Source organism: Microbacterium sp. KUDC0406 (assembly GCF_021582875.1).
Taxonomy (GTDB): Bacteria; Actinomycetota; Actinomycetes; order Actinomycetales; family Microbacteriaceae; genus Microbacterium.
Genome location: NZ_CP091138.1, coordinates 966,119 through 980,276 on the forward strand (window position 1 = coordinate 966,119; position 14,158 = coordinate 980,276).

A 14,158-nucleotide genomic window follows, 5' to 3' on the forward strand; every position below is an offset into this window, starting at 1 on the left:
GTGAACACTAACCGAGATTGCGGGACCGCCGCGAGAATGTGACGGAGCCGTGATCGTCAGGCGGGCACGGCGTCCAGCAGACGAAGGCCACCGCGCTCGGCGACGAAGCGGTGCACGGAGCCGTTGCGCAGCACGTCGCCGGCGCGCGGGAGTGTGCCGCCGGAGGCGTGCAGCAGGAGCGCGCGGATGACCCCGCCGTGGCTGACCACCACGATCGACTCGGCACGAGGGCTGCTGCGGCGGCGGGAATCGCGCACGATGGCCTCGAGCTCATCGAGTGCGCGGTCGCAGACCTCCTGGAGGGTCTCCGCATCGGGCACCTCGGCGTGCCAGTCGCCGAACTCGGTCATGTAGTCGGCGACCAGCATCCCCTCGCCGGCGCCGAACGAGCGCTCGCGGACGCCGCCGATCGTCAGCGGTGCGGCGAGCCCCAGCTCGCCGGCGATGATCTGCGCAGTCTCGTGGGCGCGCGTCAGCGGGCTGCTGTAGATCGCGTCGTAGTCCCCGCCCGCGAGTTCTGCGGCGGCGGCCCGTGCATCCGCGCGACCGGTGTCGTTCAGCGGGATGTCGGTGCTGCCCTGGATGCGGCGCTCCAGGTTCCAGTCGGTCTGGCCGTGGCGGACGAGAGTGAGAAGGGTCACCCTCCGACCCTAGCCGCGAGACCTGAGAGCACCTCGGTGGTCCCGCCGCGCACGACCGCGTCCGCCCACGCATCCGCTCTGGTGGGCTCATGGTTCACCAGCACGATCGGGATGCCGCGCCGGCGGGCGCGTTCGATCACGCGTACGCCGGAGTTCACCGTCAGCGAGGTGCCCGCGACGAGCAGTGCGTCCGAGGCGTGCAGCAGCGACTCCGAGATGCGGAACCGTTCGGCCGGCACGTACTCGCCGAAGAAGACGACGTCCGGCTTCAGCATGCCGCCGCACACCGTGCACGGAGGGATGACGAAGCCCTCGGTGCTCTCGGGCGCGACGTCGCCGTCGGGATTCATCACGAGGCGCTCGGGCACGGTGATCCAGGGATTGAGCTGCTCGATGCGTTCGCCGACATCACGACGGTCGAAGACCTGGCGACAGTCCAGGCACTGCACCCTGCGCATCGTGCCGTGGATCTCGACCACGCGCGTGCTGCCGGCGCCGAGGTGCAGACCGTCGACGTTCTGCGTGACGACGCCCGTCACCGCGCCGTCGCGCTCCATCGCGGCGAGCGCACGATGCCCGTCGTTCGGCCGCACCGAGGTGAAGGTGCGCCAGCCGAGGTGCCCGCCCACCCAGTACCGGCGCCGTGCTGCCTCATCGCCGAGATAGGTCTGGATCGTCATCGGATTCGCGCGGGTGCGCGCTCCGGCGCCGCGATAGGCCGGGATGCCGGAATCGGTGGAGATCCCGGCGCCGGTGAGCACGGCGGTGCGGTGCCCTCGGAGGACGGCTGCGGCGTCGTCGATCTGCTCATCGAGCTCCGCCGTCGTGTCCACCCCGAGAGTCTAGGGTTCACGCCCCGCGGCGGGAAGATGGTCGTATGCATCTCATCGCCGTGAACGACCCCGACGATCCTCGGCTGGACGACTACCGCTCGCTCACCGATGTCGCCCTGCGGCGTGCGCAGGAGACCGAGCGCGGGTTGTACATGGCGGAGTCCCCGAAGGTGATCGAGAGGGCGATCACGGCCGGGCACCGCGCGCGGTCGGTCCTCGTGCAGCAGAAGTGGGTGGATCAGGTCAGCGGGCTCGTCGACGAAGGGACCACGGTCTTCGTCGTGCCGGATGCCGTGTCGGAGGCGCTGACCGGCTTCGCCGTGCACCGCGGGGCCCTGGCCGCGATGCACCGGCCCGAACTGCCGACGGTGGCGGAGCTGGTGCGCGGTCTGCCGGCGCGCTCCAGGATCGCGGTCCTGGAGCGCCTCACGGACCACACCAACGTCGGCGCGCTGTTCCGCTCGGCGGCGGCCCTCGGTGTGGCGGCGGTGCTGGTGTCGCCGTCCTGCGCGGATCCTCTGTACCGCCGGTCGGTGCGGGTCTCGATGGGTGCGGTGTTCCAGGTGCCCTGGACACGCGTCGAGCGATGGGAGGCGGGTCTGGACGAGCTCAAGGACGCCGGATATGTCATCGCCGGGATGACGCTGGGCGAGGGCGCCATCCCGCTCGACGACCTCGTTGCGGAGGCGCACGGCCGGCTCGCGCTGGTGTTCGGCGCCGAGGGGGACGGCATCACGCCGGAGACCGATCGTCTGCTCGATCGCCGCGTGACGATTCCGATGATGGGCGGAGTCGACTCACTCAACGTCGCCGCCGGCATCCGCCGGTCACCTTCTACGCGACCCGCTGAGGCGCCCGAGTCGCGTCGTCGCGGCGCGGCCGCGCGAACACCGTCAGGCTGAGCACCGCGAGCAGGGCGAGTCCGGCCAGCCTCGACAGGAGAGCCGGGAACGGCACGCCGATCGCGGCGACGAGAGGCCCGAGGCTGGCGCCGAGGAAGAGGACGAACCCGTTCAGAGCCATTCCGCCGGCCCGCTGCGGCGCGGCGGTCTCGCCGAACAGGGTGATCATCGCCGGAATGGCGAGTGCCACGCCGACGACGTAGATCAGGCTGGTCGCGGCGATGCCGACAAGAGACGCCGACAGCAGAGCCTCGGCGACGAGTCCCGCCGCGCCGATGGCGAAACCGAGCCTGGCGACCCCGTCGGTGCCCAGACGCCGGGCGAGCGGCCCGACTGCGAGGGCGGCGAACATGCCGGGCAGTCCGGCGAGGCGGAGCCAGATCACCTGGGCGGCATCCAGGCCGAGGGTCTCGACGTGCGGGCCGACGGCGGTGTACATCGCGACGAACCCGAGCAGCAGCGTGAGGTGCGCGACCGCCAGCAGCAGCATCCGGGGCATCCGCGCAACGCGAGCCAGGGCGGCGAACTGCTGAGCGAGCCGGCCCGCGCGCAGCGGGCGCTGCGGCTCCGCCAGCATGACGGCGACTCCGCCGAGGCAGACGACGAGGATCGCGCCGCTGAGTCCGAACACCCAGGGCCAGCCGATGGCCAGAGCGACCGTCGACGCGAGCACCTGCCCGGCGACTCCTGCCACGAGGAACGCGGTGGACATCGCGCCGATCGCCAGCGGTCGGCGGCGCGGATGCACGGCCTCGGCCAGGTACGCGAGCGCGACGGGTGCGAAGCTCGCGGCGGTGAAGCCCTGAAGAGCGCGGAGCGTGCCGAGTGCCGGCAGCGTGGATGAGAGTGCGGTGCCCAGGGTGGTCGCCGCGAGCGCGGCCAGCCCGATCATCAGGACGCGTCTGTGGCCGTACTGATCGGCCAGGGGTCCCCAGATGAGGAAGCCGATGGCGTAGCTGAGGCTGAAGGCGGTGGACAGCGCGAAGGTCGAATCGCCGCCGAGGTCGGCACTGATCGGTGCGATCAGGGGGATCGCGGCGTACAGCTGAGTGAGTACGAAGAGCGCGGTGACGACGAGCGCGACCACGGCCGCCGTGGTCGCGGGGAAGGCGGATGCCGGTCTCGTGGCGGTCGAGGACTGTGCGGTCTCGGGGGCGGCGAGGGGGAGTGCGGACACGATCTCTCCTATTCCAACGGAAGCGTTGGAAGTCACCGTAGTACAGTGATGGACAAACAGCAACGGTTGCGTTGGAGATGGATCGGAGCAGACGATGGCATGGGATGTCGAGGGGACGAAGCGGGCGATCCTGGATGCCGCGATCGCGGAATTCGCCGCGCACGGGCCCGACGGAACGACCGTCGAGCGGATCGCGAAGGCCGCCGGGGTGAACAAGGAGCGCGTGTACAACTACTTCGGCGGCAAGCAGGCGCTGTTCGACACGGTGCTGCGCGACGAACTGGCGAAGCTCGCTCGCGACGTCCCCGTCGAGTCGTTCGCGACGGAGGACCTGGGGGACTACGCCGGCCGGGTCTACGACTATCACCGGACGCATCCGGAGCTCGGCCGGCTGCTGCGGTGGGAGGGGCTGGCCTTCGACGGCGAGGTGCCCGATGAAGAGCTGCGGCGTGATCACTACGAGTACAAGACGGCCGCGGTGCGGGACGGGCAGGAGAAGGGAGTCGTGAGCGGTGAGTTCGAGGCCGACCACCTGATGTTCCTCGTGCTCTCGCTCGCCGGATGGTGGGCCGCGGTGCCGCAGGTCGCGCGGATGATCGCCGGCGAGGCATCGGAAGCCGAGCACGCGCGTCGCCGCGCGTCGGTCGTCGCCGCGGCGCGCAGGCTGGGGCGGCCCTGAGGCGGGCGGATGGGATCAGGCGCCGAGCGGGTGGTCGTCGAAAGCGGCGTCCATACCCACCTTCGGCCCCGGGTCGTCCTCCGCGAGCGCGCGATTCGTCGTGAACCTCCACCCCAGGGCGACGGCGATCGCGCTGGCGCCCGCGAAGGCCAGGGAGACAGCAGTCGAGCTCGGACCTGCGGAGCCGCCGGCGAGGACCACGCCGACGATCAGGCCGATCACCGTTCCGAGCATGGCGAACGCCACAAGGTGTGCGCTGCGAGCGCGCACGCGCCTGAGGCACCACCCGAGCACCCAGGCGGCCGGGCTGAATACGGCCATCGTGACCACCGAGATCGCACCGCCGTACATCATCCCGTAGACCACGAAGACGACCACGCCGGCGCCTCCGCCCAGGACGATCGGCAGCACGATCAGACACACGAGCAGGATCACCAGGAAGAGCCCCCACGCCGCCCACATCCCGCGCAGGAACTCGCGGAAGGTGAACGCCATCGGCCGTTCCGGGGTCCTGGTGCGAAGGAGGCCGGGGTTCACGCCCGCACCTCGGCGATCTGGTCGAGCAGATCCCTCGTGACGCCGCGGATGCCGGGCATCCGCAGGAACGGCAGCGCGACGGCGAGCAGCTTCAGCGCCGTGTCGAGCAGCCGCTGCGTACGCCGGTGGTCGTCGCTGTCGTCGTACGTCCAGCGCAGCACCAGCCCGAGGTACGCGACGAACAGCGCGTCCGGCATCCGGGTCGCGATGTCATCGGGGAGACGGTGATCTGCGCCGTCCACTGCCCGTCGGAGCAGGCCGAGAGTCAGCTCGCGCGCCGGCGACGACTCCCGCGACAGCGGATTGATGGGGGAGTCGGGGGCGATCATCGCGCTGAGGAAGCCGGGTGCCACCTTCCGGTACGGCTCCAGTGTCGCCAGCCCCGTCTCGAAGACCACACGCAGCCGATCGACCAGCCCCGTCACTCCCTCCAGCTGCGGCACTGCGACGCGTGCGTGATCGCGCTGCACCTGCTCGTAGAGCTCCTGCACCAGGTGCGTCTTCGAGGGGAAGTAGTAGTACGCGTTCCCCACCGACACGCCCGCCTCGGCGGCGATGAGCCGGATTGTGGTGTCCGGGTATCCGCGTTCGATGAACGACGCGATCGCCGCGTCCCGGATCCTGCTGCGCGTCTGCTCCGCCTTCGGCGTGAGCTCAGAACTGAACATGTTCAAATTATAGCGGCACGAACAGCGAGAGCGGGAGAACCGGATTCAGTTCAGGGCGTGCAGCGCCGCGGCGCAACGCGAAAGACGCACCGAGCGGCGGGTCAGCCGCTGTTCGTCTTCAGCTCCGCGAGCGTCCGGCTCACCAGGCTCGACACCGCGGCGAAGGCGCGCTCCCGCTCATCCGGTACCAGCCCCACCCGCGAGCGCCGGTCGAGCACGTCGTCCGCTGTGAGGGCGAGCTCGGTGCGGACCGCCGAGACGACGTCCGCCCTCGAGAGCGGCAGGCCGTCCACCAGGCGTTCCGACGGCGGGACGACGGTGTCCACCAACCGCAGCGATGCCGTGCGACTCCGGCGCTGCGGCAGCGCGCGCACCCGCACGGCGAGGTCCACCGCGTCCTCCGCCATCCGCCGGTATGTCGTGAGCTTGCCGCCCAGCACCGACACGAACCCGTCATCCGATGCGGCGACGAGATGCCGTCGTGACACGTCGGCCGTCGAGCCGCCGCCCCGTCGACCAGAGGACGAAGTCCGGCGAACGCGCCGAGAACCTGGTCGCGGGCGATCGGCTCGCCGAGCACGCGGTTGACGCTCTCCAGCAGGAATCCGATCTCCGCCTCGGTCGGCTCCGCCACGCGCGGCACCGGGCCGGGGGCATCCTCGTCGGTCAGCCCGACGATCACGCGCCCGTGCTGCTGCGGCAGCGCGAAGACGTATCTGCTGATCGAGCCCGGGTGCGGGACGGTGAGCGCCGCCGGCGGATGCCCCAGATCAGCGGCATCCAGCACGATGTGCGTCCCGCGGCTCGGCCGGACCGTGATCGCCGGGTCGAGCGTGCCGGCCCAGACGCCGGTGGCATTGACCACGCTGCGCGCACGGATCTCGAACCGCTCTCCGGTGAGCGCATCCTCGGCGGTCGCTCCATCACCGCGCAGGCCGACGGCGCGCACCCGCGTGAGGATGCGTGCGCCGAGGCCCGCCGCGGTTCGCGCGACAGCGACGACCAGCCGCGCGTCGTCGACGAGCTGGCCATCGTACGAGAGCATGCCGCCCCGCAGCCCCTGCGGATCGAGTGCGGGGACCAGGCGCCGGGCGGTGCGTGCGGACACTGCACGCGGGCCGGGCAGAGTCGCCCGCGGCGTGTGCGCCCGCATCCGCAGCAGATCGCCCATCAGCATTCCCACCGCCCCCGCCGACCGCTGCCGGAACGTGACCCCGGACGCGAACGGCAGCAGCTGGGGGAGAGGGCGGATCAGGTGCGGCGCGATCGCCGTCATCAGCAGATGACGCTCGAGCGCGCTCTCCCTGGCGGTCGCCACATCTCCAGTGGCGAGGTAGCGCAGACCACCGTGCACGAGTTTGGAGCTGAATCGGCTGGTGCCGAACGCGAGATCCTCGGCCTCGATGAGCGCCACGCTCAGCCCGCGAGACGCCGCGTCGAGTGCGACGCCGGCACCGGTGATCCCGCCGCCGACCACGAGCAGGTCCACGACGCCGAAGGCCGTGCGCTCCAGTTCGATCCGACGGCGCTCGGCGTCGAGGTCAGTGGACGCGAAGGTCATGGCCGCAGCAGTCCGTGCAGCGCGGCACGCAGCTCGCGCTCCCAGGCGTCCTCGTCGATCAACTCGGCCACGGTGCCGTGCGAGAGCACGGCTGACTGCGCGACGAGCAGCAGCATCACGGCGATCTCCTGTGGAGGCGCTGCGCGCACGGTTGCGCCCTGCTGGGCAGCCGAGATCGCCTGAGCCAGCCAGCCGATGATCATGCGCTGGCTGGATCCCACCCGCTGCAGCGTGTACCGGGTGAACGCCTCGGGCTCCTCGGCCAGCAGGCGCCCATAGACCGCGTCACCGCGGAACAGGGCGATGAAGCGCAGCACGTCGTCGACGACGTCGGCCCGGCTGCGCTCGCGTTCGGGGAACCGGGACAGGATGCCCGCCGCGCGGCGCAGCAGCGCCGTGCGGACCACGTCGTCGGCGTCGCTCCAGCTGCGATAGATCGTCGGGCGGCTGACCTCGGCACGCCGTGCGAGGTCGGCGATGGTCACGTCGTGCACGCCACGGCGCAGGATGACATCGTCGGCGGCGTCCAGGATGCGGGTCTGAGTGGCATCCCAGTTCGGGAGCACGACGACCGGCACTGACTCTATGAATTGACGTTCTTCCACAATGTGTCACACTGTAACGCATGATCGACGAAGACGGCAGAGTCGCCGAAGACGCGCCGATGCGCTGGAACGGCTGGGGCGACCCGGCCAAGGAGAAGGACCTCCCGCGCGCCGTGCGCGCCCTCCTGCCGCTGCTGCTCGGTCGCATCCACCGTCCGGAACCCGCGGTCGCTCTCCCGGACGTCGCACTTGCGGCATCAGCTCTGTCCGAGGACGACCTCGCCGCGTTCCGGGACGTCGTCGGCGAAGAGCACGTCGATGTCTCGGACGAGGCGCGGATACGGCATGCCGGCGGCCGATCCACACCCGATCTGCTGCGACGGCGCATGCCGCGGCAGAACGCACCGGATGCGATCGTGCGCCCGAGCAGTCACATCGACGTCGTCGCCTGCCTGGCGATCGCGGTGGAGCGCGACCTCGCCGTCATCCCGTTCGGCGGAGGAACCAGCGTCGTCGGCGCGCTCGACCCCGAACGCGGACGCCATCGTGGTGTCGTGAGCCTCGATCTGCGGCGCCTGTCCGGTCTGATCGCGCTCGACGAGTTCAGCGGCGAAGCGGTCCTCGCCGCGGGCACCACCGGCCCCGATGCCGAGGCGCTGCTCGCCGCCCGAGGACTCGAACTCGGCCACTATCCGCAGAGCTTCCGCTACGCGACGGTCGGCGGCTTCGCTGCCGCGCGGTCGTCGGGACAGAACTCGTCCGGCCACGGCCGCTTCGAGACCATGGTCACCGGCATCCGAGTCGCGACCCCGACAGGCGACCTCGAACTCGGCCGTTCGCCGGGTTCAGCAGCGGGACCGGATCTGGTGCGCGTCTTCCTCGGCTCCGAGGGGATCTTCGGGATCATCACCGAGGTACGCGTTCGCGTGCACCCGGTGCCCCAGGAGCGGGTGTTCGAGTCCTGGACGTTCCGCGACTTCGCCTCCGGTGCCGACGGGCTGCGCCGGGTCGCCCAGCGCGGCGGCGGTCCGACCGTCATCCGGCTCTCCGATGAGGCCGAGACCGCCGTGAGCCTCGCCCAGGTGGGGAGGATCGGAAAGCTGCTCGCAAAGGGTGCGAGCGTCATCACGGTGTACGAGGGCACGGACATCGCCGAGCGTCGCGCGCGCACCGCGGAGCTGCTGGCCGATGCCGGCGGCACGTCGTCCGGTCAGGGGGCTGCCGAGGACTGGCTCGACGGCCGCTTCGACGGTCCCTACCTGCGGGACTCGCTGCTCGATGCCGGGGTGTTCTGCGAGACACTCGAGACCGCGACCACGTGGTCCAACCTGCAGACCCTCCGCCACGCGGTGGAGAGCTCGCTGCGCGAGGGCTTTGCCGCCGAGGGCGCGAAGAGCTACATCATGTGCCACGTCTCGCACGTCTACCCGACGGGGGCGTCGCTCTACTTCACCGTCCTGGCGGGTCTCCGCACGCCACCACTCGAGTCCTGGCAGCGGGTGAAGTCCGGCGTGAACGACGCGATCATCGCGGCGGGCGGAACGATCAGTCACCATCATGCCGTGGGCAGGGACCACGCCGCCTGGCTCGAGCAGGAGATCGGAGAGACAGGCGTGCGGATCCTGCGCGCGATCAAGCGCGAACTGGATCCCTCCGGCATCCTGAACCCCGGCGCAGTGATCGCCGAGCAGGCCGACTGAGGTGGGCGGCCACATCGCGCTCCTGGCGAACCCGTACGCGGGCAAGGGCCGAGGACGCCGGGCGGCGGATGCGGCGCTCGTGCACCTGCGTGCCCGCGGCGCGGAGGTGCGGACCTATGCCGGCCGCTCCGCCGCCGACACCGTGGCACTGGCGGCGCAGGCCGTGCATGAGCGGCCGCGTGTGCTCGTCGTCGTCGGAGGGGACGGCACGCTCTCCGGCATCCTCGACGCAGTGCGCGGATCCTCCGTGCCGATCGCTCTGGTACCGGCCGGGACCGGGAACGACCTCGCCCGAGCGCTCGGACTTCCTCGGCACGACCCCGTTGCCGCAGCAGAACTCGCGCTCACCGGGGTGCCGCGGGCGATCGACGTCGGCGAGATCAGGACGCCCGCCGGCACAGCTCCGTTCCTGACGGTCGCCGCGCTCGGTTTCGACGCCAAGGTCAGCGACCGCACCAACCGGCTGCGCTGGCCGCGCGGCAGGCTGCGCTACTACCTGGCCCTCGTCATCGAGCTGGCCAGGCTGCGGGCGATGGACTTCACCCTGTCGGCGGACGGCGAGGACTCCGCGCAGCGACCGGGCACCCTGATCGCGGTGGCGAACACCGCGAGCTACGGCGGCGGGATGCCGGTGGCCGCCGGCGCCGCGCCGGACGACGCGCTGCTGGACGTCGTGCACGTCGCCCCGCTCGGGCGGTTCCGGCTGGCGATGCTGTTCCCGCTGCTGCTGCGCGGAAGGCACCTGGACCGGCCCGAGGTGTCGCACCGGTACGCGAGCTCGGTGACCGTGCGGGCACCGGGCCTCGTCGTCTATGCGGACGGCGAGAGGATCGGCGAGGAGGAGTGCACGATCACCGTGCAGCCGGCGGCATTGACCGTGATGGTTCCTGGAGAGGAGAAGCATGGCTGACTTCGACGAGGACGTCGTCGTCATCGGATCGGGTTTCGGCGGATCGGTCGCCGCACTCCGGCTGGCCGAGAAGGGCTACCGCGTACGGGTCTACGAGGCCGGACGTCGTTTCGAGGACGACGACTTCGCCAAGACGTCCTGGGATGTGCGTCGCTATCTGTGGGCGCCCGCGATCGGATGCCGCGGCGTGCAGCGCATCCACCGGCTGCCTGATGTGATGATCCTGGCCGGCGCCGGTGTCGGCGGCGGGTCGCTGAACTACGCGAACACGCTGTATCAGCCAGGAGCGCCGTTCTTCACGGACCGGCAGTGGAACGGCATCGCCGACTGGGCGGCGGAGCTCACCCCGCACTATGCGACGGCCAAGCGGATGCTCGGGGTCGTCGAGCACTACCCGCACACGGGCCCGGTCGAGCGGATCATGGCGGGAGCCGCAGAGGACCTCGGCGTCTCGGAGACGTTCCGCCGCGCGCCGGTCGGCGTCTTCCTCGGCACGCCGGGCGTGCGCGTGCCCGACCCGTACTTCGGCGGAGAGGGGCCGGACCGCACCGGATGCACGCTGTGCGGCAACTGCATGGTGGGCTGTCGCGTGGGTGCGAAGAACACCCTGATGAAGAACTACCTCGCCCTCGCCGAGCGGCGCGGTGTGGCCATCGAGCCGCTCCGCACGGTCACCGAGGTGCGTGCCCTGCGCGGCGGGGGATTCGCCGTCACCACCCAGCGCAGCGGCGCCTGGCTGCGGCACGAGAGGCGCACGGTCACCGCGAAGCAGGTCGTGCTCGCTGGAGGCACGTGGGGCACGCAGCAGCTGCTGCACCGGATGAAGCACTCCGGCGCTCTCCCGCACCTGTCGGATGCACTCGGCCGGCTCACCCGCACGAACTCCGAGGCGCTCGACGGCGCGATCGCCACGCGGGTGCCGGAGTCGCTCGAGTTCACCCGCGGTGTGGCGATCACCACCTCGTTCCACGTCGACGACCGCACTCACGTGGAGAACGTGAGGTACGGCCCCGGGTCGAACCTCATGGGCGCCCTGGCGACGGTCCTCGTTCCCGGCGACATGCCGCTGCACCGCCGCCTCGGCCATCTGCTCGGCCGGGCACTGCGGCATCCGGTCAGGCAGCTGCGCCTGGGGTCTCTGCGCCGCTGGAGCGATCGCGGCATCATCGCGCTGGTCATGCAGACCGCCGACAACTCGCTGACGCTGTCGCTGCGCCGACGGTTCGGACGCCTGGTGATGACCAGCGCCCAGGGCCACGGCGAGCCCAACCCGAGTCACCTCCCGCAGGCGCATCGCGCCGCCGAGGCGATCGCCGCACGGATCGAGCGGGACGGGGGCGTACCGGCCGAAGCGCGCGGCTCCTGGCCGGAGGTCTTCGGCATCCCGCTGACCGCGCACTTCCTGGGCGGAGCCGTCATCTCGAAGGGCCCCGCGGAGGGCGTCATCGACGCCTACCACCGCGTGTGGGGGCATCCGGACCTGCACGTGGTCGATGGCTCGGCCGTACCGGCGAACCCTGGTGTGAACCCGTCGCTGACGATCACCGCCCTGGCGGAACGGGCGCTGTCGTACTGGCCGGCGGCCGGGGAAGCGGATACCAGGCCCGCGCAGCGCCCCGGTCGTTGAGCGAGGCGGTCGTTGAGCGAGGCGGTCGTTGAGCGAGGCGGTCGTTGAGCGAGGCGGTCGTTGAGCGAGGAGCGCAGCGACGAGACGAAACGCAGCAGCGACGAGACGAAACGCAGCAGCGACGAGACGAAACGCAGCAGCGACGAGACGAAACGCAGCAGCGACGAGACGAAACGCCCCCAGGATCGACCTGAGGGCGTTTCGTCTCGCTAGCGCTCGCTCAACGACCAGCGGTGTCGATGCCGCGGATCACCGGGGTGTGGAACGTGCCGCCGAAGACGCGCTCCGAAGCTCCCTCACGGTCCAGGTACGGCGACGCGCCACCGTCGATGAACGGCCAGCCGGCACCGAGGATCAGGCACAGGTCGATGTCCTCGACCTCGGGCACGACGCCCTCGTCCAGCATGAGACGGATCTCCTGTGCGAGACCGTCCTGCACTCGGCGCAGGATCTCGTCGGCGGACGTCGGCGCGCTGCCAGCGGCCTGCTTGACGAGTTTGTCCGCAGCCTTTGTGAATCCGGTCACGCGGCCGCCCTTGTCCTTCTCGACCACCTGGTCGAGATCGGCCAGAGCGTGGAAGTTCTCGTTCGCGTAGAACCGCTCGGGGAAGTGCGCCACCATGGTGTCCTGCACGTGCGCGGCGACCTTCCAGCCGACCAGGTCGATCAGCTGGAACGGGCCCATCGGCAGGCCGAGCGGACCGAACGCCTTCTCCACGTCGGCCACCGGAGTGCCCTCGTAGACGGCACGCGCGGCCTCGCCCATGACCTTGGCCAGCAGGCGGTTCACGACGAAGCCGGGGGCGTCCGCGGTGAGCACGGCGTTCTTGCCGAGGCCCTTGGCCACGACGAAGGCGGTCGACAGCGCGGCCTCGGTGGTGGCCGAGGTCTTCACGATCTCGATCAGCGGCATGACCGCGACGGGGTTGAAGAAGTGGAAGCCGACCAGGCGCTCGGGATGGGCGAGCTTCGAGCCGATCTCCTCGACCGACAGCGAGGAGGTGTTCGTCGCGAGGATCGCGTCCTCGGCGATGATCTTCTCGATCTCGCCGAACACCTGCTGCTTGACCCCGACCTCTTCGAACACGGCCTCGATCACGAAGTCGCAGTCGGCGTACAGGCTCTTGTCGGTCGTGCCGGTGACGAGAGAGCGGAGCTTGTTGGCGGTGTCGCCGTCCAGACGGCCCTTCGCCTCGAGCTTGCCGATCTCCTCGTGGATGTAGGCCACGCCCTTGTCGACGCGTGCCTGGTCGAGGTCGGTGACCAGCACGGGCACCTGCAGCCTGCGCACGAACAGCAGCGCGAACTGGCTCGCCATCAGACCCGCACCGATGATGCCGACCTTCGTGACCTTCTTCGCCAGCGCCTTGTCGGGGGCGCCGACCGGGCGCTTGGCCCGCTTCTGCACCAGGTCGAAGGCGTACATCGACGCGGCGAACTGGTCGCCGGTGACGAGCTCGGCGAGCGCCTCGTCCTCACGGGCGAAGCCCTCGGCCCTGGTGCCGCTGCGCGCCTTGTCGAGCAGCTCGAGCGCGGCGTACGGTGACTTCGGCATCGTGCCGATCTTCGACTCGAGCATTCCGCGCGCCATCTTGATGGCGATCGGCCATTTGACCGTGCGCTCGATCTTGCCCGGCTCGTTCTTGCGCTCGACCTTCTGGCCGCCGAGGACCTTGTCGGCCCACGCGAGCGAGTTCTCGAGGAAGTTCGAGGCGGGGTAGATCGCGTCGAAGATCCCGAGCTCGAAGGCCTGCTGCGGCTTGAGCATGCGGTTCTGCTTCAGCGGGTTCGAGATCACCACCTCGAGGGCGTTCTCGATGCCGATCAGATTCGGCAGCAGGTAGGCGCCGCCCCAGCCGGGGATGATGCCCAGGAAGACCTCGGGCAGCGCGAGCGCGGCCGCCGAGGCGTCCACCGTACGGTACGTGGAGTTCAGTGCGATCTCCATGCCGCCGCCCAGCGCGAGACCGTTCACGAATGCGAAGCTGGGCACGCCCAGCTCGCTCAACGAACCGAGCACCTTGTGGCCCAGCTGTGCGATGAGGCGCGCGTTGTCCTTCGAACCCACCTTGCTGATGTCCGACAGATCGGCGCCGGCCGCCAGGATGTACTGCTTGCCGGTGATGCCGACAGCCTGGATCTCGCCCGCAGCGGCGCGTGCCCTGAGCCCGGCGAGCGTCTCACCGAGCTCGGTCAGGGTCGCGGGACCGAGAGTGTTCGGGCGGGTGTGGTCACGGCCGTTGTCGAGTGTGATCAGCGCGAGGACCCTGCCGGAGGCGAGGCGCACGTCGCGCACGGGGGAGTGCGTGATGACCTCGCCCTCGGTGAGGGCCGTGATCGGCGAGAAGTCGATGTCGTCGTAGTTCGTCATGCGTGCG

The 14,158-nt window shown here is 70.4% G+C and carries 13 protein-coding genes; 5 read left to right on the forward strand and 8 right to left on the reverse strand.

Features of this window, described 5'->3' with window-relative positions; translation table 11 throughout:
- Positions 1 to 56: 56 nt before the first annotated feature.
- Together L2X99_RS04915 and L2X99_RS04920 are read right to left on the reverse strand one after the other, a co-directional pair.
- The gene (locus tag L2X99_RS04915) at positions 57 to 641 is read right to left on the reverse strand and encodes a histidine phosphatase family protein (protein ID WP_236124786.1); all 585 of its coding nucleotides are present in this window, start codon (positions 639 to 641) and stop codon (positions 57 to 59) included.
- Positions 638 to 1,474, reverse strand: coding sequence for a Sir2 family NAD-dependent protein deacetylase (locus L2X99_RS04920; RefSeq protein ID WP_236124784.1), 837 nt, complete (start codon positions 1,472 to 1,474; stop codon positions 638 to 640). Before L2X99_RS04920 ends, L2X99_RS04915 begins: the two co-directional genes overlap by 4 nt.
- Before the next feature lie 44 nt (positions 1,475 to 1,518).
- Here L2X99_RS04920 and L2X99_RS04925 point away from each other — a divergent pair, with 44 nt between their 5' ends.
- Complete coding sequence (locus L2X99_RS04925; RefSeq protein ID WP_329608134.1) at positions 1,519 to 2,376, forward strand: TrmH family RNA methyltransferase; 858 nt, start codon at positions 1,519 to 1,521, stop codon at positions 2,374 to 2,376.
- On the opposite strand, the gene L2X99_RS04930 is transcribed toward L2X99_RS04925, so the two are convergent.
- The gene (locus L2X99_RS04930; protein ID WP_236135702.1) at positions 2,309 to 3,553 is read right to left on the reverse strand and encodes an MFS transporter; all 1,245 of its coding nucleotides are present in this window, start codon (positions 3,551 to 3,553) and stop codon (positions 2,309 to 2,311) included. The two genes, L2X99_RS04925 and L2X99_RS04930, sit on opposite strands and share 68 nt — an antisense overlap.
- A gap of 94 nt (positions 3,554 to 3,647) precedes the next feature.
- On the opposite strand from L2X99_RS04930, the gene L2X99_RS04935 reads away from it, so the two are divergent.
- Positions 3,648 to 4,232: a TetR family transcriptional regulator gene (locus L2X99_RS04935; protein ID WP_236135703.1), complete on the forward strand. Its 585-nt coding sequence runs from the start codon at positions 3,648 to 3,650 to the stop codon at positions 4,230 to 4,232.
- Positions 4,233 to 4,247: 15 nt separating this feature from the next.
- Here the strand turns inward: L2X99_RS04935 and L2X99_RS04940 are convergent, their stop codons facing one another.
- The 4 genes from L2X99_RS04940 to L2X99_RS04955 all read right to left on the reverse strand — a co-directional run bounded on the left by L2X99_RS04940 (position 4,248) and on the right by L2X99_RS04955 (position 7,564).
- Positions 4,248 to 4,769, reverse strand: a complete 522-nt coding sequence (locus tag L2X99_RS04940; RefSeq protein ID WP_236135704.1) for a hypothetical protein — start codon at positions 4,767 to 4,769, stop codon at positions 4,248 to 4,250.
- Complete coding sequence (locus L2X99_RS04945; protein ID WP_236135705.1) at positions 4,766 to 5,437, reverse strand: TetR/AcrR family transcriptional regulator; 672 nt, start codon at positions 5,435 to 5,437, stop codon at positions 4,766 to 4,768. The genes L2X99_RS04940 and L2X99_RS04945 overlap by 4 nt, the downstream gene beginning before the upstream one ends.
- Before the next feature lie 139 nt (positions 5,438 to 5,576).
- Positions 5,577 to 6,998 carry a glycerol-3-phosphate dehydrogenase/oxidase gene (locus tag L2X99_RS04950; RefSeq protein ID WP_236124774.1) on the reverse strand — a complete coding sequence of 474 codons (1,422 nt, stop codon included), beginning with the start codon at positions 6,996 to 6,998 and terminating at the stop codon, positions 5,577 to 5,579.
- Positions 6,995 to 7,564 (reverse strand): TetR/AcrR family transcriptional regulator, encoded by a 570-nt coding sequence (locus L2X99_RS04955; RefSeq protein WP_236124772.1) that lies wholly within the window; start codon positions 7,562 to 7,564, stop codon positions 6,995 to 6,997. Before L2X99_RS04955 ends, L2X99_RS04950 begins: the two co-directional genes overlap by 4 nt.
- A 59-nt stretch (positions 7,565 to 7,623) precedes the next feature.
- Here L2X99_RS04955 and L2X99_RS04960 point away from each other — a divergent pair, with 59 nt between their 5' ends.
- From L2X99_RS04960 to L2X99_RS04970, 3 genes are read left to right on the forward strand one after another with little or no spacing between them, the layout of a single operon-like run.
- A complete protein-coding gene (locus L2X99_RS04960) occupies positions 7,624 to 9,243 on the forward strand; it encodes an FAD-binding oxidoreductase (RefSeq protein WP_236124770.1) in 1,620 nt (539 codons plus the stop codon).
- A gap of 1 nt (position 9,244) precedes the next feature.
- Positions 9,245 to 10,153, forward strand: a complete 909-nt coding sequence (locus L2X99_RS04965; RefSeq protein WP_236124769.1) for a diacylglycerol/lipid kinase family protein — start codon at positions 9,245 to 9,247, stop codon at positions 10,151 to 10,153.
- Positions 10,146 to 11,780, forward strand: a complete 1,635-nt coding sequence (locus L2X99_RS04970) for a GMC oxidoreductase (protein WP_236124767.1) — start codon at positions 10,146 to 10,148, stop codon at positions 11,778 to 11,780. Before L2X99_RS04965 ends, L2X99_RS04970 begins: the two co-directional genes overlap by 8 nt.
- A 220-nt stretch (positions 11,781 to 12,000) precedes the next feature.
- Here L2X99_RS04970 and L2X99_RS04975 read toward each other — a convergent pair whose 3' ends face one another.
- Positions 12,001 to 14,151, reverse strand: a complete 2,151-nt coding sequence (locus L2X99_RS04975) for a 3-hydroxyacyl-CoA dehydrogenase NAD-binding domain-containing protein (protein WP_236135706.1) — start codon at positions 14,149 to 14,151, stop codon at positions 12,001 to 12,003.
- Positions 14,152 to 14,158: the final 7 nt, after the last annotated feature.